Annotated in this window: 22 protein-coding genes; 6 read left to right on the top strand and 16 right to left on the bottom strand. The window is 65.8% G+C overall.

All coding sequences use genetic code 11. The annotated features are described in order from the left end of the window. Window positions 1-266: 266 nt before the first annotated feature. Window positions 267-1,049: an SDR family NAD(P)-dependent oxidoreductase gene (locus AC5WS7_RS01195; protein WP_495952447.1), complete on the top strand. Its 783-nt coding sequence runs from the start codon at window positions 267-269 to the stop codon at window positions 1,047-1,049. A gap of 44 nt (window positions 1,050-1,093) precedes the next feature. On the opposite strand, the gene AC5WS7_RS01190 is transcribed toward AC5WS7_RS01195, so the two are convergent. The 12 genes from AC5WS7_RS01190 to AC5WS7_RS01135 all read right to left on the bottom strand — a co-directional run bounded on the left by AC5WS7_RS01190 (window position 1,094) and on the right by AC5WS7_RS01135 (window position 13,609). Next, window positions 1,094-1,279: a ferredoxin gene (locus AC5WS7_RS01190; RefSeq protein ID WP_495952446.1), complete on the bottom strand. Its 186-nt coding sequence runs from the start codon at window positions 1,277-1,279 to the stop codon at window positions 1,094-1,096. Beyond that, window positions 1,276-2,730, bottom strand: a complete 1,455-nt coding sequence (locus AC5WS7_RS01185; RefSeq protein ID WP_495952445.1) for a cytochrome P450 — start codon at window positions 2,728-2,730, stop codon at window positions 1,276-1,278. The genes AC5WS7_RS01190 and AC5WS7_RS01185 overlap by 4 nt, the downstream gene beginning before the upstream one ends. A gap of 109 nt (window positions 2,731-2,839) precedes the next feature. After that, window positions 2,840-4,678, bottom strand: a complete 1,839-nt coding sequence (locus AC5WS7_RS01180; RefSeq protein ID WP_495952444.1) for an ArnT family glycosyltransferase — start codon at window positions 4,676-4,678, stop codon at window positions 2,840-2,842. 174 nt (window positions 4,679-4,852) lie between these two features. Further along, window positions 4,853-5,788, bottom strand: coding sequence for a cyclase family protein (locus AC5WS7_RS01175; protein ID WP_495952443.1), 936 nt, complete (start codon window positions 5,786-5,788; stop codon window positions 4,853-4,855). Then, complete coding sequence (locus tag AC5WS7_RS01170) at window positions 5,785-6,726, bottom strand: SDR family NAD(P)-dependent oxidoreductase (protein ID WP_495952442.1); 942 nt, start codon at window positions 6,724-6,726, stop codon at window positions 5,785-5,787. The genes AC5WS7_RS01175 and AC5WS7_RS01170 overlap by 4 nt, the downstream gene beginning before the upstream one ends. A 10-nt stretch (window positions 6,727-6,736) precedes the next feature. Beyond that, window positions 6,737-8,335, bottom strand: coding sequence for a flavin-containing monooxygenase (locus tag AC5WS7_RS01165; RefSeq protein WP_495952441.1), 1,599 nt, complete (start codon window positions 8,333-8,335; stop codon window positions 6,737-6,739). After that, on the bottom strand, window positions 8,332-9,270 hold the full coding sequence (locus tag AC5WS7_RS01160; protein ID WP_495952440.1) for a hypothetical protein: 939 nt from the start codon (window positions 9,268-9,270) through the stop codon (window positions 8,332-8,334). The genes AC5WS7_RS01165 and AC5WS7_RS01160 overlap by 4 nt, the downstream gene beginning before the upstream one ends. A gap of 35 nt (window positions 9,271-9,305) precedes the next feature. Next, window positions 9,306-10,544, bottom strand: a complete 1,239-nt coding sequence (locus tag AC5WS7_RS01155; protein WP_495952439.1) for a cytochrome P450 — start codon at window positions 10,542-10,544, stop codon at window positions 9,306-9,308. Between the two features lie 61 nt (window positions 10,545-10,605). Then, a complete protein-coding gene (locus AC5WS7_RS01150) occupies window positions 10,606-11,343 on the bottom strand; it encodes an SDR family NAD(P)-dependent oxidoreductase (protein WP_495952438.1) in 738 nt (245 codons plus the stop codon). Window positions 11,344-11,378: 35 nt separating this feature from the next. After that, on the bottom strand, window positions 11,379-11,735 hold the full coding sequence (locus AC5WS7_RS01145; RefSeq protein WP_495953700.1) for a carboxymuconolactone decarboxylase family protein: 357 nt from the start codon (window positions 11,733-11,735) through the stop codon (window positions 11,379-11,381). Window positions 11,736-12,009: 274 nt separating this feature from the next. Next, window positions 12,010-12,798: an SDR family NAD(P)-dependent oxidoreductase gene (locus AC5WS7_RS01140; RefSeq protein ID WP_495952437.1), complete on the bottom strand. Its 789-nt coding sequence runs from the start codon at window positions 12,796-12,798 to the stop codon at window positions 12,010-12,012. Window positions 12,799-12,961: 163 nt separating this feature from the next. Next, window positions 12,962-13,609 (bottom strand): cysteine hydrolase family protein, encoded by a 648-nt coding sequence (locus AC5WS7_RS01135; RefSeq protein WP_495952436.1) that lies wholly within the window; start codon window positions 13,607-13,609, stop codon window positions 12,962-12,964. Window positions 13,610-13,749: 140 nt separating this feature from the next. On the opposite strand from AC5WS7_RS01135, the gene AC5WS7_RS01130 reads away from it, so the two are divergent. Both AC5WS7_RS01130 and AC5WS7_RS01125 read left to right on the top strand, forming a co-directional pair. After that, complete coding sequence (locus AC5WS7_RS01130) at window positions 13,750-14,721, top strand: TIGR03619 family F420-dependent LLM class oxidoreductase (protein WP_495952435.1); 972 nt, start codon at window positions 13,750-13,752, stop codon at window positions 14,719-14,721. Beyond that, entirely contained in the window at window positions 14,718-15,755 is a 1,038-nt protein-coding gene (locus tag AC5WS7_RS01125) for a dihydrodipicolinate reductase (protein WP_495952434.1), read from the top strand. Before AC5WS7_RS01130 ends, AC5WS7_RS01125 begins: the two co-directional genes overlap by 4 nt. A gap of 59 nt (window positions 15,756-15,814) precedes the next feature. Here AC5WS7_RS01125 and AC5WS7_RS01120 read toward each other — a convergent pair whose 3' ends face one another. Beyond that, window positions 15,815-16,684 carry a mycofactocin-coupled SDR family oxidoreductase gene (locus AC5WS7_RS01120; RefSeq protein WP_495952433.1) on the bottom strand — a complete coding sequence of 290 codons (870 nt, stop codon included), beginning with the start codon at window positions 16,682-16,684 and terminating at the stop codon, window positions 15,815-15,817. Between the two features lie 221 nt (window positions 16,685-16,905). Between AC5WS7_RS01120 and AC5WS7_RS01115 the strand changes: the two genes are divergently transcribed. Genes AC5WS7_RS01115 through AC5WS7_RS01105 form a run of 3 tightly spaced genes read left to right on the top strand, consistent with a single transcriptional unit; the run spans window position 16,906 to window position 19,151 of the window. Next, window positions 16,906-17,982: a zinc-binding dehydrogenase gene (locus AC5WS7_RS01115; protein WP_495952432.1), complete on the top strand. Its 1,077-nt coding sequence runs from the start codon at window positions 16,906-16,908 to the stop codon at window positions 17,980-17,982. A gap of 31 nt (window positions 17,983-18,013) precedes the next feature. Continuing rightward, window positions 18,014-18,820 (top strand): SDR family NAD(P)-dependent oxidoreductase, encoded by an 807-nt coding sequence (locus AC5WS7_RS01110; protein WP_495952431.1) that lies wholly within the window; start codon window positions 18,014-18,016, stop codon window positions 18,818-18,820. 16 nt (window positions 18,821-18,836) lie between these two features. Further along, window positions 18,837-19,151 (top strand): NIPSNAP family protein, encoded by a 315-nt coding sequence (locus AC5WS7_RS01105; RefSeq protein WP_495952430.1) that lies wholly within the window; start codon window positions 18,837-18,839, stop codon window positions 19,149-19,151. Between the two features lie 78 nt (window positions 19,152-19,229). Here AC5WS7_RS01105 and AC5WS7_RS01100 read toward each other — a convergent pair whose 3' ends face one another. The 3 genes from AC5WS7_RS01100 to AC5WS7_RS01090 all read right to left on the bottom strand — a co-directional run bounded on the left by AC5WS7_RS01100 (window position 19,230) and on the right by AC5WS7_RS01090 (window position 21,894). Then, window positions 19,230-19,736, bottom strand: coding sequence for a DoxX family protein (locus tag AC5WS7_RS01100; RefSeq protein WP_495952429.1), 507 nt, complete (start codon window positions 19,734-19,736; stop codon window positions 19,230-19,232). Between the two features lie 88 nt (window positions 19,737-19,824). Next, on the bottom strand, window positions 19,825-20,670 hold the full coding sequence (locus tag AC5WS7_RS01095) for a mycofactocin-coupled SDR family oxidoreductase (RefSeq protein ID WP_495952428.1): 846 nt from the start codon (window positions 20,668-20,670) through the stop codon (window positions 19,825-19,827). Between the two features lie 126 nt (window positions 20,671-20,796). Further along, window positions 20,797-21,894 (bottom strand): phosphotransferase family protein, encoded by a 1,098-nt coding sequence (locus AC5WS7_RS01090; RefSeq protein WP_495952427.1) that lies wholly within the window; start codon window positions 21,892-21,894, stop codon window positions 20,797-20,799. Window positions 21,895-21,919: the final 25 nt, after the last annotated feature.

Here is a 21,919-nt window from a genome sequence, read left to right as displayed (position 1 = left end):
TCACTCAGATCCAGAGCTAACAAGATATGCAGTCAAAATAGGCGACATGATTCGACAATCGTCAATAATCAGCGTACTGATCTAAGAGTGCCCGCGCATCCTGCGGCGCGGGCGACGGTCGGATCCACTTCAGTATGTGCATACTACATGTAGCGTGCATAGAGCACATCATTGCTATCCGCCCGCCGGGCAGTGCCCACCCCGCCGCCGATGTGCGAGCCATCGAACATCAATCAGCCCCACCCATTGAACAGTTGAGGACCGACATGAACGATTACGCACACCGCTACGGACCCGTCGCGGTGGTTACCGGCGCCTCCTCGGGCATCGGCCGCTCGTTCGCGACCCAGTTGGCAGCGCGCAAACTCGATCTCGTGCTGGTGGCCCGCCGGGTCGACCGGCTGCAAGAACTCGCCGGGAAGCTGAACGCCGACCACGGCGTCCAGGTCACGGTGCACCAAGCCGACCTGGCGGATCCGACCGCTGCGGCCGGGATCGTCGAGGCGGTCGCCGGCCTGGATGTGGGACTGCTGATCAGCAACGCGGGTTTCAGCGTGAAGGGTCCGTTCGAACTCGGCCCCGCACAGACCCTCGCGGACATGATGACCGTGAACTGCCATACGCCCACACAGCTGGCGCACGGCCTGATCCCCCGGCTGAAGGAGCGCGGACGCGGTGGAATCGTGTTCACCAGCTCGGTCGAGGGATTGATGGGATGCCCGTTCTCCGCGGGCTATTCGGCGACCAAGGCGTATATGAACGGGCTCGGCGAGGCCCTGTGGGGTGAGCTGACCCCGGAGGGCATCGACGTGCTGACGCTGTGCCCCGGAGCGACCGACACCGAGGCCCCGCGCAAGCTGGGTATCGACCCCTCGACACTGCACGATCTGATGTCACCCGACGATGTCGCCTCGTCCGCCCTGGAGAACCTGGGCGGCGGCGAGCCCATTCACGTGCCCAGCGCACACTACCGGGCGCAGTTCGATCAGCTGCTGTCCATGCCGCGCGGCGCCGCGCTCACGGCCATGGCGAAGGCCGTGCGGGGCTGAAGCCCTTGCGGGGGTGAATGATTCGACATTCACCCCCGTACGGGTCAGCCCAGGACGACGGCGCGCTCCGGGCAGGCCTGTTCGGCCGCCCGCACCTCGTTCTCGCGCCCTTCGGCCGCCGACGCGTCCGCCTCGGCGTATCCGTCGTCGTTCAGCGTGAAGACCTCCGGGCACACGGTCAGGCAGATACCGTGGCCGCGGCATCGGTCCGCGTCGACCTCCACCTTCATCGGGCAACCACTCCTTGCTTCACATCGAATTCCAGGTGCAGCGCGGTCAATCCGCGCAGGACGAAGGTCGGGACGTACTCGTATTCACGCGCGTGGGCCGGACCGTGCACCCGCTCGTCGATGCGGATGTCGGTGGTGCGTTGGAACAGCCGCTCCAGGGCCACTCGCGCCTCGGCGCGGGCCAGCGGCGCACCCGGGCAGGTGTGGATGCCGCGGCCGAAAGCGATGTGCGAGCGCGCATTCGAGCGTTCGGGATCGAATGTGGCGGGGTCTTCGAAGCGGAGCGGATCGCGATTGGCCGCACTGTTGACCACCATCAGCGTCGCTCCTGCGGGCAGATCCACTCCGCCGACGGTGACCGGCACCCGCGAGAGCCGGAAGTCACCCTTGACCGGGCTCTCGGTGCGCAGCACCTCTTCGAGGAAATTCGTTGTGCGGCTGGGATCTTCACGGAGCCAGCGCTGCAGATCGGGACGCTCGGCAATGAGCCGCAAGGCCGTGCTCAGCAATCGCACGGTCGTCTCCTGGCCCGCGGAGAACAGGTTCGCCGCCACCCGGACCACGTCCATCACCTCCGGCTCCGTGCCGTCCGGAAAAGCCGTGGTGGCCATGCTGGTCAGGACATCCTCGCGCGGCTCCCGACGACGGTCCTCGATATAGGCGGAGAACTTCTCGTACAGGAATTCGATCGGATTGTGCTCCATCGCTTCGCCGTCGACATTGCCGACGCCGGGACCCTCCCGATGCGGATCCCGTTGCAGCGCATGCAGGAACTCCGCCTGGTCGGCCTCGGGAACGCCCAGCAGATCGGCGATCACGTACAGGGTGAACGGCCCGGCGAAATCCCGGATGAAATCTCCCGAGCCGGCGGCCAGATACTCGTCGAGCACCCGGTCGGCGAGCGCCCACATGGCGTCCTCGTTCTCCTTGAGCCGCTTGGGCGTGATCAGACGCATCAGCAGACCCCGATGCTGGGTATGCATCGGCGGATCGAACGTCGGCAACTGATCGCTCAACGGCAGCTCGTCACGGTGCCGTTCGATCTGCTCGCTGATGTCATCGCCCCGCAGCGGAACCGGGAACCCCGGGAACGGGCCGGTCACCGAGGTGCAGGAGGAGAAGCGCTCGCTGTCGTTCAGCACGGCGAGCGCCTCCTCGTAGCCGGTCACCATGTAGACGCCGTGGTGTTCTTCACGCTGTACCGGACACTGCGCACGCAAGGTGTCGAAGTAGGGGTACGGGTCGGCGAGCAACTCCGTCCCCAGGAAGAAATCGGCCGTCTTGCTCTCGTCCGCCACTGCGGGGCTCCTTTCGGCACGGCCGGCGATGTCCCGCCGCGAGCTGCGGCCACCACAGCCGACGCGAAATACATTGTCCAGATTGATGATCCTTATATTCCCATCGGTGGCAGGACGCGTCAAACGGACGGCCCGCGAGCACGGATTGAGCATCCTCTTCAGCTCGGCTCGGCTCGGCAAAGCTCGACGTGCTACACACCGATGATCCGGATGACACGTTCGCGACCAGAACCATCGGTGCCGATGAAACTGCCGGACGGCACTACCCGGCCAGGTCGTAGACGGTCGCACCGCCCACGATTACCGGGCTGAATTGTCGGCTGACCCAGGCCGCGATCGCCGCCGCCGGACTCCCGGCCGACGGCCCGTGCCGATCACCACTGGTCGGTGCGATGAAATAACGCACCTCGTGGGCGGCCACGTACTGCTGAAACTGCGCGAGCGTCGGAGCGGGATCCTCACCGATGAATCCGCCGATCGGCATGACCGAGACGTTGCCGGCCAATTCGAGTGGACCAGCCGTCATCGATCCGACAGCCGCTGCCGCCCAACGCGTCCGAGTACTCTGCAGCAGTGTCAGCAGGGCTGTGTTGTTCGTCAGCGCCGCGGAGTCGGGACCGCCGCCGTGCATGTCCGGACCGGCCATCTGCCCGTGCGGGGTGACGACCGTGTCGAGCGTGTAGGCGGCCGGCCCGGCCACGCCGAATACCAGCCCGGCGCAGGCCGCGATCGGCACGACCCGCCTTCCACCGACCACGAGAAGCACTGCGGCAGTGAGCGAACCAACCAGAATCAGCCAGCGCAATACCGGCACCCAGTCCGGCGTCCGGTCCAATAGTGCGAAGGCCCAGATGCCGGTGATCCCGAGCAGCGCCGCCAGCACACCCCGCATTCGCCATTCGGCATGACGCCGCCACAGCTGCATGACCGACACCGCGATGAGCGCGGCAGCGGCCGGAGCCAATTCGACCGTGTAGTACGGATGGATCATCCCGTTCATCACACTGAACACCGCGCCGGTGACGATCAGCCAGCCACCCCACAGCAATAACCCGGCTCGCACGAGATCCGTGCGCGGCCTGCGCGCGGTCAGCACCACACCTGCCACCAGGCCGACCAGTGCGGCCGGAAGCAACCAAGAGCCCTGCGTTCCGAGATCCGCTCCGAACAGCCGGGTGATTCCCGGTGTGCCGCCGCCTGTTCCGCCTGCGCCGTCGACCACCCGGCTGATGCCGTTGTAGCCGAAGGCCAGCTCCAACAGGCTGTTGGTCGAGGAACCACCGATATAGGGCCGCGCCGAAGCAGGCCACATGCTCACCAGCAGTACGTACCAGCCACCGGAGACCACCACCGCGACAGCCGCCGCCAGCACCTGCCCCACGCGTCTCCACCACGACCCCGGCGCGGCGATCAGCACCACCAGGCCGAACGCGGGCAGCACCAGGAACGCCTGGAGCAGTTTGGTCAGGAAGGCGATGCCGATCGCGGTCCCGCCCAATAGAACCCAGCGTGTCGAGCCGGATTCGACCGCCCGCAGCGTGCAGTACGCGGCCGCGACCAACAGCAACACCATCAGTGCGTCAGGATGGTTGTAGCGGAAGATCACCGCGGCCACCGGTGAGACGGCCAGCAGCACTCCGGCCAACAGCCCCGCGAAATGGCCGGTGTGCCGGCGCACCGTCGCATACAGCAACGCGACGCTACCCACCCCCGTCAACGCCTGCGGCACGAGCATCGACCAGGAATTCAGACCGAACACACGCGCCGAGAGCACCATTACCCACAGAAATGCGGGCGGTTTGTCGACGGTGATCGAGTTGCCCGCATCCAATGATCCGAAAAGCCAAGCCTTTCCGCTGCGCGTACCCGCTTGCACGGCGGCGGCGTAGAAGTCGTTGGCCCAGCCCTGCGATCCGAGCGACCACAGATACAGCACCGCGGTCACCGCCAGCAGCACGGCCACCGCAACGTATTCCCGATACCTCCGCGGGCCCGACACCGCCTCCACCTGATCTCGTGGAACCTCGTCGGATGCGGAAAGTCGCCCCCGACGCCCCAGCTCACGAACCACGGCAATCACGATAAGCGTCTCCTCGAGCATGCGGCGGCGCTATGGAGTCCGCGCCGGAAGGGAATGGACGGCCGAGCTGCGACCGACCATCAACCATGCTCGTTCATAGACCTGTTCGAGGCATTGGAGGCAGCTGCGAACCGGCTGTGCGGACCACGGACAGCGCAATCCGCTCAGCCGGAGCGAATTACGCTGTCCCGCAGATCATTTCAGTGCTATCGGCGTAAGCGGCGAGCCGACCGCACCGGTCACCTTCAGGCCGGTGGCGCAGAGCATGAACTCCCACACGCCGTCCTGCTCGCAGTCCGCGAGCAGATCCTCGAAATTGAACATCTCGCCGAGGGTCAGGCCCATATCGCGGATGACGACCTGGTGGAACGGGATGACCGCGCCCTCGACGGGCGACGGCCACGACTCACCCGTGGAGTTGTCGACCGCCAGCGCGGCGACCTCACGCTCGTACAGCCACCGGCACATGTCCATGCTGGGGCCGGCCGCGTTGCCGAGGAAACGCTCGCGGTCGCCCTCGAGGAACCACTTGTAGGAACCGGTGCGCAGGCAGACGATGTCGCCGGACTCGACGCGCACGCCCTGGCGCTCCTCCGCGGCGAGGATGTCCGCCTCGGTGATCCCGTACGAGTCGGGCAGGCGGTCCACACCCTTGACCGCGGGGATGTCCAGCAGCACGCCGCGCGAGATCAGCCGGTCGACCACCTGGGGGAAATCATTGCGGGCAGCGCCGGTGAAGCTGTTCACCGCGGCGGCCGGGACGTTGTTGTAGAACTTGCCGCCGTAACCCACGTGCGCCAGGCCGTCCCACTGGGTGGCCGACTGCAGGCCGGTGATGATCATGTCGTCGGCCGAGATCATGCCGTCCGGCGACTGCTCGGTGTCCGAGGGCAGCAGCGTCATGACGTGGATCGGGTTGTTGCGGAAGCCGCCCGACTTGAACGGCCCTTCGCTGTCGAAGGCCATACCGAGATCGATGGCCTTACCGGTCCGCACGAGCTGCGCGGCCTGCACCCGCTTCTCGGGCGTGACGAAGTTCAGCGTGCCGATCTGATCGTCGTCACCCCACCGACCCCAGTTGTTCAGTTCCTTGCCGAGTTCGTGCTGGGGCCAGACCTTTTCGTCACTCACTGTGTGCCTCCTGCGAGATGTGCCATGTAATGCCCCACGCAGTCCAGCAGACTGGTGGGAACGTAGTAGCCGGAACGATCCTTGATGCGGTCCAGATTGGCCACGACGTCGTCCACGTCGGTCGCGAACGGATCCGACGGCAGATAGCCCTCGGTGACGCCGACGAACAGATTGGCGAACCGCCCGCCGCCCGCCAGATACGCCTCACCACTGACATCGCACACCTCGTGTGCGAGGTAGCCGACCATCGGCGCCACCAGCGCCGGGTCCATCATGTCCCCGGTACGGCGGCCTTCGTTCCGGAGCGAGTCCATACCCTCGGACTCTCCCCCGGCCATCCGCGTCATCGCATTCGGCAGAATGACATTGACCTTGATGTCCTTGTCACCGACCGACTGCGTCATGCTCTTGGCCATACCCAGCACGGCCGCCTTCGCCGTCGCATACGCGAGATTGTCCGGCAGCCCGAACATACCGATCGAGCTGGTGATCACGATGCGGCCGTAATTCTGCTCGAGCATATGCGGCCACGCCGCGCGAATCGAGTTGAACGCACCCTTGACATGCACCGAGAGCAGGCTCTCCATGATGTCCACCTCGATATCGGGCAAACCGGCGAACCGGACGTTGCCCGCGTTGTTGACCACGACATCGATCCGGCCGAACTTCTCCAGCGCGGTGTTCACCGGGGACGCTCCGCCCTCGACGGTCGAGATGTCGCTGGTGTCGGCGACCGCCGTGCCACCGGCCTCGTTGATCGCGTCGGCGACCTGCTGAGCGGGACCGGCGTCCGCGCCCGAGCCGTCCATCGCGCCGCCGAAGTCGTTCACCACGACCTTCGCGCCGAGCGAACCGAGCAGCTGGGCGTACGCCCGCCCGATGCCGCGCCCGGCGCCGGTCACGACGGCGACCCGGTCGTCGAACCTGTACTTCTCCATGCTCATTCCCTTATCCCAGGAAGCCCTGATAGTTGGATTCCCGGACCCCACCGAGCATTTCCCACAGTATCGGGCGTCCACCCGGGTTCAGCAGGAAAGCCTTCGGCTTGCCCTCGACATTCGCGCCGTAGAAATAGCTGTGATCGCCGAAAGAGGAATAGGCGGACAATTCCGCGACCATCCGATTCCACTTGTCTTCCACGTCCTCGGGCACCTCGATCAGGGTGTGACCGTGTTCCCGGGCGTATTCGATCAGCTGCGCGACGAATTGAACCTGATCCCCGCCGTATCGCGGATTGTTCCCCGCCGCGCCGTGCGGGCCGGCCGGGAAGAAGAAGTTCGGGAATCCGTGCGCCATCAGACCGCCGAAGGTGTGCGGGCCGTCGGCCCAGTACTCCTCGAGCGCGAGGCCGTCCCGACCGCGGATGCCCATCCGGTTCAAAGCGCCTGTGCCGAAGTCGAATCCGGACGCCCAGACGATGATGTCGAATTCCCGCAGCCCGTCGGTCGTCTCGATCCCCGACTCGGTCACCCGGGTCATGGGATTCGCCTTCACATCGACCAGGGATACCTTCGGGGAGTTGAACGCCTCGAAGTAGCGGGTCACATAGGGAGGACGCTTACCACCCCAGCCGTGATCCTTCGGAATCAGCTTCTCGGCCGTCTCCGGATCCTTGACGATGCTGCGGATCTTGTCGGCCATGAACGCGCACCAGTCGTCGTTCGCCGCCTTATCGCTCAGCATGTCCTTGTAGTGGCTGATCAGCTTCGAGAAACCCGGGCTGACCCACATCTTCTCGTAGAAGGCCCGGCGCTCCTCTTCGGGAACGTCGAAGGTGTTCGTGTCACCGAGCGGGTGCAGGAATCCACTGAGCGACGTGTCGAGGGTCTCGCGCAACTTCTCGAAGTCGGCCCTCAGCTCGACCTGCTGCTCCGCGGTGATGGGCTCGTTGCCCAGCGGGGTGCACCAGTTGGCCGAACGCTGATAGACCGTCAGCGATGCCACCTCGTCGAGGATTGCCGGAACCACCTGCACGCCACTGGATCCGGTGCCGACCACCGCGACGCGCTTGCCGCGGAAGTCGACCGGCTCGTCCGGCCACAGACCCGTGTGGTGCTGCACGCCCTTGAAGTCCTCGCGGCCGGGCACCTTCGGGAAGATCGGAATCGACAGCACACCGGTGGTCGCGATCAGGAACCGGGTGCGCAGCTCGGTCCCGTCGCCGGCGCGCACCAGCCAGGTCGCGGAGGACTCGTCGAACACCGCGGAGTTGACCCGGGCGCCGAAAGTGATGTGCTTGCGCAGGTCGAACTTGTCGACCACGTAGTTGAAGTAGCGCTCGTTCTCGGGCTGCCCCGCGAACCGCTCCTGCCACTCCCATTCCTCGTACAGTTCCTTCGAGAACAGGTAACCGTAGGTGTAGCTCTCCGAGTCGAGCCGGGCGCCCGGGTACCGGTTCCAGTACCAGACACCGCCGACGCCGTCACCGGCCTCCAGCAACCTGGTGGAGAATCCGGCCTGCACCGAGCGGTAGAGCTGCTCGATACCGGCCACACCGGCACCGACCACGAGCACGTCGACATCGGTGTTCACAGCAGAGTTCGTCATCGGGGGTCTCCGGGGGTCAGCTGGGTGGTGAAGCCCCACGGAATACCGAGAGCGTTCTCCGGCTCGGCGACGATCGCCGTGTCGGTCTGGGTGCGGATGCCGATACCCTGCGCCTTCAGCTGGGCGGCGACCCGGTCCAGGTCGACCACCTTCCAGGTGATCGAGTGATAGGTGTCGTTGGGCGCGGCGGCACTCCAGTCGGCGTGCACGGCGGTGCCCGCATCGGGGACGGCGTATTCGTAGACCGCGTCACCCAGGTGCACGTAGGTGCTGCTCGCGCCGAGAACCTCGTTGCGGCCCTCGTGGATCACGGTGCCGCCCAGTCCGTCGACGACCACCTTCAGGCCGCGCGCGGGCTGATCGGTGAGCACCGTGTGGTGCGAGCACAGCTCGATACCCAGCGGGTCGTCATCGGACACCGGCGGCAGTTCCCAGCCCTCGGCCAGCCGGTGGTCGAGCGGGAACGGGATCTGCGGCAGGAATTCGTAACGCAGCCCGGCGGATTCGGGCGTGGTGAAGTAGATCGGCATCGGCGAGCCGGGCGCCGAGGGCGGGTTCTCGCCGTCGGCGATCTGGTCCTGCTGGCCGACCATCGCGATGTCGAGACCCCGCAGGATGCGGTAGGTCTCCACGGCGTCCTTCAGGTACCAGCCCATACCCTTCAGGCGCGGCGTCTCGACGGTGGCGTACCGCTGAATGCCGTCCAGCACATAGAGTTTCGGGTCGATCGTATCGAACAGGACGTCGTTGATCGGGGTGAACGTGCAGTAGTCCCTCGGATAGCCGGGACTCGGCGGCATACCTTTGTACATCTCGGCCATGGGGCGGCTCTTGCGGCCGAACACCCGCTCGAACCAGGCCTCGGCTGCGTTCAGGTCGGACACGTGGAGGCTGGGGTGGTACAGCCGAGTCACCTGGACTCCGTGATCGGACATGGAAATCTCCAATTTTCTTCTTAACCTGCTGGTCGCTACCAGGCGACCGGAAGCTCGTAGATGCCGTAGGCCTGCGAGTCCTCCTTGAACCGCAGTTCTTCCACGCTCGTCGCCAGCCGCAGCGTCGGAATACGCCGGAACAGCGTGCTGAATACGACGTGCAATTCGATCCGGGCCAACTGCTGACCGACGCACTGGTGCGGACCCCATCCGAATGCGTGATGGTGCGAGGCGGTGCGGGTCAGGTTGAGCACTCCCGGCTCCGGGAAGGCGTCGGCATCCCAGTTCGCCGCGGGCAGAGAGGCGATGATGCCCTCGCCCGCTTTAATGGTCTCGCCGCCGAATTCGAAGTCCTCGGCCACCGCGCGCCGGGCCAGCAGATGCGGAATGGTGAGATATCGCAGCAATTCCTCGACCGCGTTCACCATGAATTTCGGATCGTCCGAATTCTCGCGCACCTGCTCGAGCTGTTCGGGATGCTGCAACAGCAGCGCGGTGCCGAGAGTGATCATATTGGCGCTGGTGTCGTGACCGGCGACGAGCAGAATATGCCCGAGCGGCGCGGCCTCGTCCAGGGTCAGCACGCCCTCTTCGACCTTCGCGCCCAGATCTGACAGGACGTCCTCGTCCGGGTTGTCCATCTTGGCCTCGATGAGGCCGCGGATGTACTTCTGCAGCGTCGCGTTGGTGGCGGCCGACTCCTCGGGAGTCTTGTTGACCGCGTTGACGACTCCCGCGTGCTCCTGGAAGAAGTCGTGGTCCTCGTACGGGACTCCGAGCAGTTCGCAGATCATCAGCGACGGCAGCGGCAGCGACAGCGCCTCGTTGAGTTCGGTCGGATTCGGACCGGCCAGCATCTTGTCGATCAACTCGTCGGTGATCTTCTGGATCGCCTCGCGCTGCTTCTCCATGCGCTTGCGGGTGAACGAGTTGGTCAGCATCCGGCGCCAGCGATTGTGCTCGACGCCGTCGGTGTTGTTGATCGACGGCTTCATTTCGGCCGCGTGGGCCTTCATCGCCTCGGTGGTGTGCGGATATCCGGGCTTGCCGATACCGGCGCTCAGCCGCGGGTCCATGAGCAGCGTGCGCTGCGCGGCATGGCTGGTGACCAGCCACGGCGTGGTGCCATCCCAGATCTTCACCCGCTGGATGGGCTTTTCCGGGTCGTGCAGCACGAGCAGGCCCGGCGGCGGCTCGAACGGATTACCGGCTCTCGGCGCCGGGAATTCCGGTAGCTGATCGGACTGTCCGGAGTCAGTCACGATTTCGGTCATGTTGTCACCTCGGTTCTTTTCCGGAACACGGATGGTCCCAGAGATATGTCCTGCAAATTTCTCAGAAGAAGTAGCGGCCGCCGTTGACGCTCAGCGTCTGGCCCGTCACATAACCCGCTTCCTCGGAGGCGAGATAGGCGACCGCGTAGGCGATGTCCTCGGGCTGGCCGACGCGCTTCATCGGCATCGCGGGGGCGACCTTCTCCGGATCGAATCCCTCGCGCATCAGCGGGGTGTCCACGGTCCCGGGCGGGACGTTGTTGACGGTGATGCCCTTATCGATGAATTCGAGCGCGAGCGCCTTGGTGAACCCGATGACGCCGCCCTTGGACGCGGCGTAATGCGTAATCGACTCTCCACCGGTCTGCGCCGAGGACGAGGAGATGTTGATGACGCGTCCCCAGCTCGCCTCGAGCATGTCGGGAAGCAGTTCCTGGGTGACCAGGAATGGGCCCTTGAGATTCACCTGGATGATCCGGTCCCAGTTCTCCTCGGTGAGTTCCAGGAATGCCGAATACTTGGTGATTCCGGCATTGTTCACCAGAATCGTCACCGGCCCGAGTTCCGCGCGGGTCTGCGCCGCCGACCTCTTGATGGTCGGTCCGTCGGCCGCGTCACCGACGACGGCGATGGCCTTGCCACCCGCCTCCCGGATCTGCGCGACGGTCTCCTCGGCGGCGGCCTCGGTCAGATCCCACACCGCGACCGCCGCACCCCGGGCCGCGAGCACCGTCGCGATCGCGCGACCGATCCCGCGACCGCCTCCGGTCACGACCGCATTCCTGCCTTCAAGTGTCACTGGGACTCCCTTTCGATAAATACAGTCCACTCAAATCAGCCGAGCTTGGTGCTCTGCCCCAGCGCACCACGGGCCGCCTTCCGGGCGGCCATCGCGCGCGGGAAGCCCGCGTAGCCGCTGGCGTGATAGATGACCTCGGCGATCTCGTCCTCGGTGAGCCCATTGCCCAATCCGATCCGCACATGGCTGCCGAGTTCGTCCTCCGCGCCGAGCGCGATCAGGATGCCGAGGGTCACCAGGCTGCGGTCGCGCCGGCTCAACCCCTCACGAGCCCACAGCGCGCCCCAGACGTTGGGCACTCCCATCTCGACGATCTCGTCGGCGAACAGGCTGTCTCGCAGGGCGTCCGCGGTGACGGTGCTGCCGAAGGCGTCCTTCAGGATCGACGCCATGGTCTCGAGCCCGACGGCATACGTGTCGGCGGTGCCGGTAGCCTGGGGTTCGTTATCGGTCATCGTGAAGGACTCCTATCGCGGGCCCACCGCCACATTCGGACGGCGACGTCTGGCGTCAGCAACGTCTCGGTAAGTTGTACCGATCGGTCAGACTAATTACGATCACCCTACACCTCCGAGCGGGTCCCGGGTATCAATCAATATACTTTTTTCGACATCGCCTGCCGGGGCTGTTCGTAGGTCCTACCGCGCCTCATTCGACGGAACGGACTCAGTCGGTCGCGTGGCCCGGATGTTCGGCGCCCATCCCTGGGAAGCCGATCGAGTAGCCGCCGTCGACCGGCAGCTCCGCGCCCGTGATGTAGGCGGCTTCGTCACTGGCCAGAAACAGTGCCGCCGAAGCGATCTCATGCGACAGACCCCAGCGGTCGATCGGAATTCCGGGCACCCGGGCGACTCCGGGCGGCGGTTCCGGCGACTCCTGCGCCATCGGGACCAGACCGGTCCAGATCGTGCCGGGGCATACCGCGTTCACCCGGATCCGATCGTCGGCGTAGTCGAGGGCGGCGGCTCGGGTCAGTTGGTTCACGCCGGCTTTCGCCGCGCCGTAAACGGAGTGGTGTTTGAAGCCGACGAGCGCCGTCGCCGAAGAGATGTTCACGATGGAACCGCCGCCGGTTCCGCGCATCGACAGCACGCCGTACTTCATGCAGAAGAACACACCCTTGAGGTTCACATCGTGTACGTGGTCCCAGTTCTGCGTGGTCTGCTCGTGCAATGGCATGAGACCACCGCCGAACCCGGCGTTGTTCACCAGGATGTCGATGCGGCCGAAGGCATCCTCCGCCGTGGCGATCAGTCGCCGCACGTCGTCCTCGTCGCTCACGTCCGCCTTGATTCCTATTGCATCGCCGCCGATGTCGGCGGCAACACGTTCGGCACTGCCACTGATGCTGGCGCCGACCACACGCGCCCCCTCCGCGGCGAACCGGTGCGCGATCGCCTTACCGATACCCGAACCCGCGCCGGTGATGACGGCGACCTTGTCGTGCAGACGCATACAGACTCCATGGGTCTTCGTGACTGCCCCACGGATGATGCCCCGAAAGAATCGGCCGAAGCCGGAAAGTTCAGCCGGAATGGGCCAGAGTTTTCGCTGGACCGTGCGGCAGAAGATCAACTGAACTGAACGTACCGATCATGGATCCGGGCGAGCGGCGGTGTCAACCCGCGGCAGCCGCCGATTCGGGCTCGCTCATCCGCAATGTCGCGGCGATATCGCCGGCCGTGGCGACGGTAGCCAGCAGCGGAAGGGTATGCGCCACTTGGAAATCGTGGATCTCGCGTGAGCTGCCCGCGATGCAGTCCTCGGCCACGACCACGCCGAAGCCTCGGTTGACCGCCTCCAGGCACGTCCCCGGAACGCCGATGTTGGTGGACACTCCCGCGACGATCACGGTGCGAACCTCCCGCTGCCGCAGGACAGATTCGAGTTCGGTCCCGTGGAACGGCGAGAGCCCGTGCACTCTGCGCAGGACATAATCGCGGTCGTCGAGTGGGAGATCCGGATGGATCTCGGCATCCGGATAGCCCTCCACACACCTGCCACGCTTGGCCAGCGCACCCAGCAGCAGACATGACGCCACCGTCCCGAGGCCGTCGGGTCGCAGCACGATGGTCGAGTGCACGACCAGCGTTCCGGCGCGGCGACAGGCGCCGGCCAACTGAGCGATGTGTGCGACGACGTTCCTGACCCGGATCTCCTCGACCAGGCCCGCGTTCTGGCTGAACTCCCCGTTGATCATCGCGTTCTGACATTCGTTGATGATCAGGGCCGACCGCTCGCCGCGATCGAGACCGCGCACTCCCATGGCTACTCCTACGCACAACATGGATCAATACAGGATATTGAATATGCCACCATTGCAGCTCTATCGTGCTGCAATAATCCAACCTCATCGGTAGACACCGGTATATTATGATACTCTTTTAACGAACACTGGGAGTGCGGGTGCGATTCACGGTCGAACATCCGGTCGGACAGCGGGACTGCGATCCGGAACTGTACGGACCCGAGGGCATGACGCGATTCGTCCGCGCGGCCGAGGAGGCGGGTTTCGATGCGGTCGCCTTCACCGAACATCCGGCCCCGTCCGCGAAATGGTTCACCGGCGGTGGACACGCGAGCCTGGATCCGCTTGCCGCCCTCGCCTTCTGCGCCGCCGCGACACAGCGGATCCGGCTGCTCACCTACATGCTGGTGCTGCCCTACCGCAACCCCCTGCTGACAGCCAAGACCATCGCCACAGTGGATCGGCTCTCCGGCGGGCGGCTCACGATCGGAGTGGGCGGAGGTTACCTGCGTTCCGAATTCGGCGCTGTCGGAGTCGATTTCGACGAACGGGGGGCGCTGTTGGACGAGGCGCTCGAGGTACTCGGCGAGCTGTGGCGGGTCGAGTCCTATCAAAAGCGAGGGCGGCACTTCACCGCCCGTGGCCAGGTCAGCGTTCCCGGTCCGACGCAGCATCCACATCCGCCGATCTGGGTGGGAGGCAACAGCCGCAAAGCTCGACGGCGGGTCGCGCGGGTCGCACAGGGCTGGGCTCCGCTGTTGCTCGGCGAGCGGCTCGCCGAGACCGCGCGCACCGCGGCGCTGAGCTCCCCGAAGGAGCTGGCCGCGGCCGTTGCCGAACTGCGCGAACTGCTGGATCTGGCCGGCCGCGCCACAGACCAGGTCGACGTTCAGGTCCATTCGCCGCAGACCGACTTCGCCCGGCGCGCAACACTTTCCACCGACGAGCATCGACACCATCTCGGCGAACTGGGCGATGCCGGGGCCACCTGGTTCGTCGTGCGCGTCCCGGGCGGGAACCTCGCGGCCGCATGCGATGCGGTGCGCGCCTACGGGCGGGATGTCATCGCCGCCCCGCACACCGACCCCCAGCCGTCGATGACGACAGCAGCAGAACAGGAGACCGTATGATCCGCGTAGCCCAATGTTTCACCGGCGGAATAGGTTCGGAGATCGTCCGCCGACTGGCGAACCATCCGCATATCGAACTGGTCGGCGTCCTGGTGCACAGCGAGGACAAACAGGGCCGGGACGCCGGGGAGATCGTGGGCATCGGGCCGATCGGTGTGCGCGCGACCGGCGAGTTCGAGGACATCCTCGCGCTGCGACCGGACGTGGCGATCTGGAGCGCGCAGGGGTATGACCCTGCCCGGATCGCACGGCTGTTGGAGTCCGGGATCAATGTCTACGCCCAGTTGGGGGGGCACTTCATGGCCGGGCAGCCCGAGCAGGAACTGATCGAATCCGCCTGCCGCCGTGGAGCTTCCAGCCTGGTCGCCGGTGGCAACATCCCGGGCCTGATCAGCGACGTGCTGCCGCTGTTCCTGTCCGGCTACACCAACGACGTCCGGCACATCACCGCGCATCAGCGCAACCACGTTTCGCACTATCCGTCGGCGAGCCAGATCCACGACCGGCTGGGCATCGGCCGCGCGGCCGACGACGTTCCGTCGGATCGGTGGGAGTGGCTGATGGGCATGTCGGCCCGGATGGTCGCCACCGGTCTGGGAATTCCGTTCTCCGAGTTGCGAACTCGCTCGCGAGAGACGCGCCTGGCGCCCGAGACGGTCACCCTTCCGGGCAGCGGGCTGGTCGTGGAGGCCGGAACCGTCGGCGGTGTGCGGTGGACCTGGGACGCCTACAGCGGCGACCATGTATTCCTGACGATCAAGAACGAGCAGACCGCCGTCTACGGACTCGGCGACGACTGGCGACGCGACGAGTCCACCCCCGCCTGGACCGTCACCTTCGATGCCTCCCCACCCGTGGTCGCCACCATGAGTTGGCCCACGGGAGTGCCCTCGGCCGAGGCCAACGCCCAGCTCAACGCGGCCCGCGCGGTGAATTTCATCCCCGCCCTGGTGGCCGCGGAACCGGGCCCGCGCAGCGTGCTCGACCTGCCACTGATCACCGGCAGCGAGACGGGACGATCCGCCATCAGCTGACCTCACCTGGGCAGCCCCCGGTGATGACCGGGGGCTGCCCAGGGCTCGGACCGCACAGCCTACGTGTGGCTGGCCGCGTATCCGCCGCCCACGTCGATCGTGCTGCCGGAGATGTATTTCGCCCGCTCGGAGGCGAGGAACAGCACCGCGTTGGTGATCTCCTCCGGCTGCAGCATCGCCACCGGCATCGGAACCTTTCCCCCGCTCAGGATCTTCCGGTCGACGTCGGCGTCGGTCGGATTCTCCAGTTCGGGGTTGTAGAGGCGGCGGGTGAACTCGTTGCGCACGATCGGAGTGTCGATGGTCGCCGGACAGACCGCGTTGACGCTGATATTGTACGGGCCGAGGTCGATCGCCGACCCCTTGACCAGCCCGATCACGCCCCACTTCGACGCGTTGTAGTGCGCCAGATTGGGCAGGCCCAGGCGCCCGGCGCCCGAGGCGGTGGCAATGATCCGGCCCGAGCGCTGCTCGACCATGATCGGGGCCACGGCGCGAATGGTGTTGTATACGCCGGTCAGATTGGTCTGCACGACCGCGTCGAACTGGTGGTCTGGCATCTGGTGAATCGGTGCAGCGGAGTAGATCCCCGCATTGGCGACGGCGATATCGATCCGCCCGAACTCCCGCATGATCAGATCCACGAAACCGTTCAGCGCCACGCGATCCCGGACGTCGGCGACGGCGGACAGGCAGCGTCGCCCGAGGGCCTCGACCTGCTTACGTGTGGTGTCCAGATCGCCCGGCGCTCCGGTGGGAACCGGCATCTCCGGATCCTGTTCCTCGATATCGCAGATGGCGATGTCCGCGCCCGCGGCTGCGAGGGCGACCGCATGGCATCGGCCCTGTCCCCGCCCGCCGCCGGTGATGAAGGCGATCTTGCCCTCGAACTCGTCGCGCGCCTGGCTCTGCGTCGGTGTGCCGGTCAAGATGAGGCCGTCCTCTCGTTCACGTCGATATCTCGACGGAAATCAGTATACGTAGATTGGTCGCTTCTGGACCATTTCTCTCAATATTGGCATATTGTCCCCAGATAAAGGATCATCTATTCAGGGACAGCGCTGCCGTGGCGGTCATATCGCAACCACCGGAGCACGACGCCGAACCAGATTCGACGCCGATCGTCCTGCCGCACAAGGAGCTTCGAGGTATGAGAGTCGGATACGCCGACAAGGTCGGCGAATTCACCGTCGGCGAGCTGCGGGCACTGCCACCGGGCCCGCACGATGTCGTGGTGCAGGTCGGAGCCAGCGGCATCTGCCACAGCGATCACAGCGTGCTCGCCGGAACCATGCCCTTCGACCTCCCACTCGTCCTGGGCCACGAACTGGCGGGCACGGTACTTGAAGTGGGTTCGGAGGTCACGCGCGTCCGGCCGGGCGACAAGGTGATCGGAGCGAGCAAGCCCTCCTGCGGACAGTGCTGGTGGTGTGTGCGCGAGTATCCGTACCTGTGCACCGAGGGGTTGAAGGTGTGGAGCACGCCCCGCTATGCCCTCGACGACGATCGCACCGTCGGATTGTTCTGCGGGCTGGGCTCATTCGCGGAAACGACCGTCCTGCACGAACTCTCGGTGGTGCCGGTGCGGACCGACCTGCCATTCGAACAACTCGCCATCATCGGTTGCGCGGTGAACACCGGCGCCGGAGCGGTTTTCAACACCGCCGGAGTCCGGCCCGGTGATCAGATCGCCGTCCTGGGCCTCGGCGGGGTGGGCATGTCGATCGTCCAGGCGGCCGCGGTCGCCGGTGCGACTCGGATCATCGCCGTGGACCCCGTTCCCGGAAAACGCTCGCTCGCACTGGAACTCGGCGCGACGGACGTCCTGGACTCGCTGCCGGGGCCGGAACTGGTGGCACAGGTGCAGGAGCTGACCGGCGGCCGCGGCGTGGACGCCGGATTCGAGGCGGTCGGCCGGGTGGACACGATCACCAGCGCGTACCGGATGACGCGGCGCGCCGGGACGGTAGTGACGGTCGGCGCTCCCGACAGCTCTTCCACGCTCGAGCTCGGCGGCTGGGAGGCTGTCAGTAGCGGCAAGAAGCTCACCGGCTCACTGGCGGGCGATGCGAACGCCGATCGTCAGCTGCCGAATCTGGTGCGGCTGGCCGAGACCGGCCGCCTCGACGTCGGCCGGCTGGTCACGCACCGGATCGAACTGGACGCGCAGAAAATCTTGCGGTCGTTCGACATTCACGACGGTATCCGCACCGTCGTCATCCCCTGATCCCAGTCTCGAAAATTCGGAAGGACAACTGATGCCAGGTCTCATGCAGGACAAGGTCGCCATCGTCTCGGGTGCGGGGCAGGTCGGTGGACTGGGGCACGAAAGCGCCCTGCTACTCGCGCGAGAGGGGGCCACAGTGGTCATCGCGGCGCGGTCACAGGAAGGTCTGGCCGAGAGTGCGGCCTCGATCGAGGATGCGGGCGGCAAGGTGCGGGCCGTGCGGACCGACATCGCGGACCCGGCGCAGTGCGAGGAACTCGTTCGGACCACGGTTGCGGAGTTCGGCAGAGTCGACTGCCTGGTCAACAACGCGTTCAACGCCAGCCCGCGCGGACTGCTCGCCGAGGCCGACCTGGATGCCTGGCGCGGTGTGTTCGAGGTGAACTTCTGGGGCTCGGCGCGGCTGTGCCAGCTGGTGCTACCGCACATGAAGGCACAGCGCAGCGGTTCGATCGTGAACGTGCTGGCGCACATCATCTTCAAGCCGCAGCGAATCCCGCCTACCGGCATGTTCGCCTACGCCTGCTCGAAAAGCGCGCTGTACACGCTGACCCAGGGCCTCGCGCTGGAGGTGGCCGAGTACGGCATCCGGGTCAACGCCCATGTCCCCGGTTATATGGACGGTCCGAGCGTGCGCTCGAGCTTCGAACGGCTCGAGCGGGAGGGCAAGGGGTCGTGGGCGACCGAGGAACAGGCCGTACTCGAGATGATCCCGCAGCGCCGGATTCCCACTACCGCCGAATGTGCGAAATCCGTGTTGTTCTTCGCCTCGGACGAGCTGTCGAGCGTGGTCACCGGGCAGGCGCTGCTGGTCAACGGCGGCGAGGCCTTGCACTAGGAAGGGATGCAGCACAATGTATTACGAATTGCGTGAATACCAGATGGCATTCACCGCATCCGCCGACTATTTGCAGAGTTATCGGACGGTCGGGCTGAAGATCATGCGCGAGAGCGGCTTCGACATCGTGGGCGCATGGACAACCGAGATCGGGCCGGACACCAACAGCACACTCGTCTGGATGATCCGCTGGGACAGCCTCGAACACCGCACCCGGGCGTTCGAGGCGTTCCGCGCCCACCCCGGCTATCCGGCGTTCATTGAGGAAAATACGGGCCGCGTCGTCAAGATCCTCACCAGAATCCTGAACCCGGTTCCATCAGCCGAATAACGAGATGAGCAGGCGGCGGATCATTCCCGCCACCTGCTCATCTCCGGCTGCCCGTCCGGTCCCGACCGCCTTCGGCAGCTATTTCGATGTACGTTCAGGTTCAGGTCGCCAAAACATGAGAAGCAGTGCGGCCGTGGAGATCACGGCCAACCCCGCGGCGACGGCCATGCCGTTCCAACCGGTGACTTCGATCCCCGCGGCGTGGTCGATCGACACCCGACCCGGACCGACCGCGGCCACCGCCAGCGCCGCTACGGCCATCACCAGCACGTATTCGTAGCCGTCCTTGAAGACGAAGAAGCCGTTGCGCCGATGCGCGAGCAACCCGGCGACCGACATCACCGAGATGATCGCCGCGCCCGCGAACGCGGTGAACACCCCGAGCAACAGAAATACACCAGCGCCGATCTCGGTGAATACGCTGAGCCAAGCCTGCAGTACGCCGTTCCGCAGGCCCAAGCCCTCGAACCACCGAGCAGTGCCGGATATCTTCCCGCCACCGAGCCAGTGGTTCGCACCGTGCGCGATCATCGTTCCGCCGATGATCAGGCGCAGCAGCAGCATTGTGATGTCGGTCGGGTCCATCGGGACTCACCCTCCGTCGTTGTCATAAGCGCACAAAGCAATTCAGCCAGCGCGCCAGCCGCATCATCGGCGGCGGCGCTGCCGGAGGTCAGCGGTTCGTGCGACCGAGATCCACGGGCAGTTGAATTCCGGTGACGTGCCTCGCTTCGTTGGAGGCGATCCACGCCACGGCCGCGGCAATATCCTCGACCTCGCTCATCTGATCGGGCAGACTGCCCAGAAGCAGTGCGTTGTAATCGAAGTCGTTCTCGATCATGGCGGGCAGGCCAGGCTTGAGGTCGGTCTTCACCCCGTGCGGATGCACCGAGTTCACGCGAATCCGGTACCGGGCCAGCTCGATCGCCAGCGCCTTCGCCAGACCGGTGACACCGTGTTTGGCCGCCACGTAGTCGGCGATCAGCGGCATCGCCTTGAGTCCGGCGACCGAACTGATGAAGACGATCGAGCCGCCCGTGCCCTGTTCGATCATCCGCGGAATGGTGGTCTTGGCGGTGTAGAACGCACCGTGCAGATTGTGTGCGATAGTCGCGTGCCAATGCTCGAGGTCGATCTCCCACGCCGGCGCCGCGGTCGTCATACCCGCATTGGCGATCACCACGTCCAACCGGCCCAGTTCGGTGACGCCGGCATCCACTGCCGCGGACAACGCGTCGTAATCGGTGATGTCGGTGCGGCTCGTGTAGATCCGCCGCCCCAGCTTCTCGACCAAGCGCGCGGTCTCCTCGAGATCCTCGGGCGTGGCGCCCGGGTAGGGCGCGGTCGGCAGATCCGCGCAGATATCGATGGCGATGATGTCCGCGCCCTCGGCGGCGAATCTGACCGCCTCGGCCCGGCCCTGACCACGGGCCGCACCGGTGATCAGGACCACGTTGTTCTCGAATCGGTGGCCGTTGGGCTTATCGGGCAAGGGTGCCGCGGGAACGTCGATGGTCATCGTGAACCTCCTGATTGTCCGGACAGCGATGCCGAATCCGGTTGTGCTGCATGAGCTGTACTTCGATCGATGGAACCGGCGACCGCCGCGGCGAGGATGATCGCCCGCCACTCGGGCCGCCCATGGCTACCGGGCGTCCAGGATGTCCAAGGCTTCCTGGACCAGGGCCGGCAGTACCGGCAGCATGCGGCCGAGTGGACCTGTCGGCGAAGCACCCCGTTTGAGCGCTCGTTTGAGCAGCAGGCCGGTGGCTGCGGATTCCTTGAAACGCACCAGCGCGTGGAACCATTCCAGGTCGGGAAGGCTTGTGCCCGAGGCCTGTTCGTAGGTGAGGACCACTTCGGCGCGGGTGGGCGTTCCGGCGGGCATACCCGGCTCGGCGGCCGGATGCCCGGCGTCGTCGGTGAAATAGGTCAGCCAGGCCAGGTCGGTCCGCGGGTCGCCGACCGCCCAGATCTCCCAGTCGATGATCGCGGACAGCCGGTGCTGTTCGCACAACGTATTTCCGAGCCGGAAGTCTCCGTGGTTGATCGCAGGCGGCAGCGGCTCGGGCATACTCGCGTGCAGGGCGGCCGCGGCGCGCTCGTACTGGCCGCGCATCTCCTCCGGTAGTGTGCCGAATGCCTTTGTCCAACGGTCGATCTCGTCGCCGAGAGTGATCACCGGCTCGTCGGCGAACCCGACCGCTTCGGGCCGCACGCGATGCAACTCGACCAGCAGTCGAGCGGCGTCCAGGTAGCGGGCATGCACCACATCGGGTGCGGGTCTGCGATGCGCCGGAGCGAGGATCGGCTCGAGGCATTCGCCCGGAACGAAATTCATCGCCATGAACGGGGGTGAGTGCGGCGGCTGTCCCTCGTCGGAGAACAGCACCGTCGGCGCCAGCGGCCGATCCCGGCCGCGCAGGACGCGTTGCACCCGAGCCTGCCGCAGGACGTCGCGATTGCGCACGGGCGGCAGGCCCGGCGGGGCCACCTTGAGGACAACGGTCGTCTCGACGCCCGCGTCGCGCAGATCGACCAGGAAGGTCAGGCTGGAGGTGCCACCGGTCAGCGGCCTGATGTTCGCGACCTGCACACCGGGACGCCAGCGCTCGGCCTGGTACGTCACCCGAGCCCGAAGATCCTGCAGCAGAGCGGAATCGACGGCGGACGTCACCTCCGAGGCCGAACTCGACGTCCCGACCTGCGCCGAGCCGTCCACAGCCGCCGTCTCTTCCGTCATTTGCGGTCCTTTCAGATGTCGGCGC

It is taken from the genome of Nocardia sp. PLKS1-43 (assembly GCF_059510335.1).
This window is presented reverse-complemented; position numbering and strand designations above follow the sequence as displayed.

Excerpts from the sequence above, each read along its gene's own strand:
- AC5WS7_RS01195 (WP_495952447.1), top strand. The coding sequence starts at position 267 with ATGAACGATTACGCACACCGCTACGGACCCGTCGCGGTGGTTACCGGC.
- AC5WS7_RS01190 (WP_495952446.1), bottom strand. The coding sequence starts at position 1,279 with ATGAAGGTGGAGGTCGACGCGGACCGATGCCGCGGCCACGGTATCTGC.
- AC5WS7_RS01185 (WP_495952445.1), bottom strand. The coding sequence starts at position 2,730 with ATGCTCAATCCGTGCTCGCGGGCCGTCCGTTTGACGCGTCCTGCCACC.
- AC5WS7_RS01180 (WP_495952444.1), bottom strand. The coding sequence starts at position 4,678 with ATGCTCGAGGAGACGCTTATCGTGATTGCCGTGGTTCGTGAGCTGGGG.
- AC5WS7_RS01170 (WP_495952442.1), bottom strand. The coding sequence starts at position 6,726 with ATGGAGAAGTACAGGTTCGACGACCGGGTCGCCGTCGTGACCGGCGCC.
- AC5WS7_RS01165 (WP_495952441.1), bottom strand. The coding sequence starts at position 8,335 with ATGACGAACTCTGCTGTGAACACCGATGTCGACGTGCTCGTGGTCGGT.
- AC5WS7_RS01160 (WP_495952440.1), bottom strand. The coding sequence starts at position 9,270 with ATGTCCGATCACGGAGTCCAGGTGACTCGGCTGTACCACCCCAGCCTC.
- AC5WS7_RS01155 (WP_495952439.1), bottom strand. The coding sequence starts at position 10,544 with ATGACCGAAATCGTGACTGACTCCGGACAGTCCGATCAGCTACCGGAA.
- AC5WS7_RS01145 (WP_495953700.1), bottom strand. The coding sequence starts at position 11,735 with ATGGCGTCGATCCTGAAGGACGCCTTCGGCAGCACCGTCACCGCGGAC.
- AC5WS7_RS01140 (WP_495952437.1), bottom strand. The coding sequence starts at position 12,798 with ATGCGTCTGCACGACAAGGTCGCCGTCATCACCGGCGCGGGTTCGGGT.
- AC5WS7_RS01135 (WP_495952436.1), bottom strand. The coding sequence starts at position 13,609 with ATGGGAGTGCGCGGTCTCGATCGCGGCGAGCGGTCGGCCCTGATCATC.
- AC5WS7_RS01125 (WP_495952434.1), top strand. The coding sequence starts at position 14,718 with ATGATCCGCGTAGCCCAATGTTTCACCGGCGGAATAGGTTCGGAGATC.
- AC5WS7_RS01115 (WP_495952432.1), top strand. The coding sequence starts at position 16,906 with ATGAGAGTCGGATACGCCGACAAGGTCGGCGAATTCACCGTCGGCGAG.
- AC5WS7_RS01110 (WP_495952431.1), top strand. The coding sequence starts at position 18,014 with ATGCCAGGTCTCATGCAGGACAAGGTCGCCATCGTCTCGGGTGCGGGG.
- AC5WS7_RS01105 (WP_495952430.1), top strand. The coding sequence starts at position 18,837 with ATGTATTACGAATTGCGTGAATACCAGATGGCATTCACCGCATCCGCC.
- AC5WS7_RS01100 (WP_495952429.1), bottom strand. The coding sequence starts at position 19,736 with ATGGACCCGACCGACATCACAATGCTGCTGCTGCGCCTGATCATCGGC.
- AC5WS7_RS01095 (WP_495952428.1), bottom strand. The coding sequence starts at position 20,670 with ATGACCATCGACGTTCCCGCGGCACCCTTGCCCGATAAGCCCAACGGC.
- AC5WS7_RS01090 (WP_495952427.1), bottom strand. The coding sequence starts at position 21,894 with ATGACGGAAGAGACGGCGGCTGTGGACGGCTCGGCGCAGGTCGGGACG.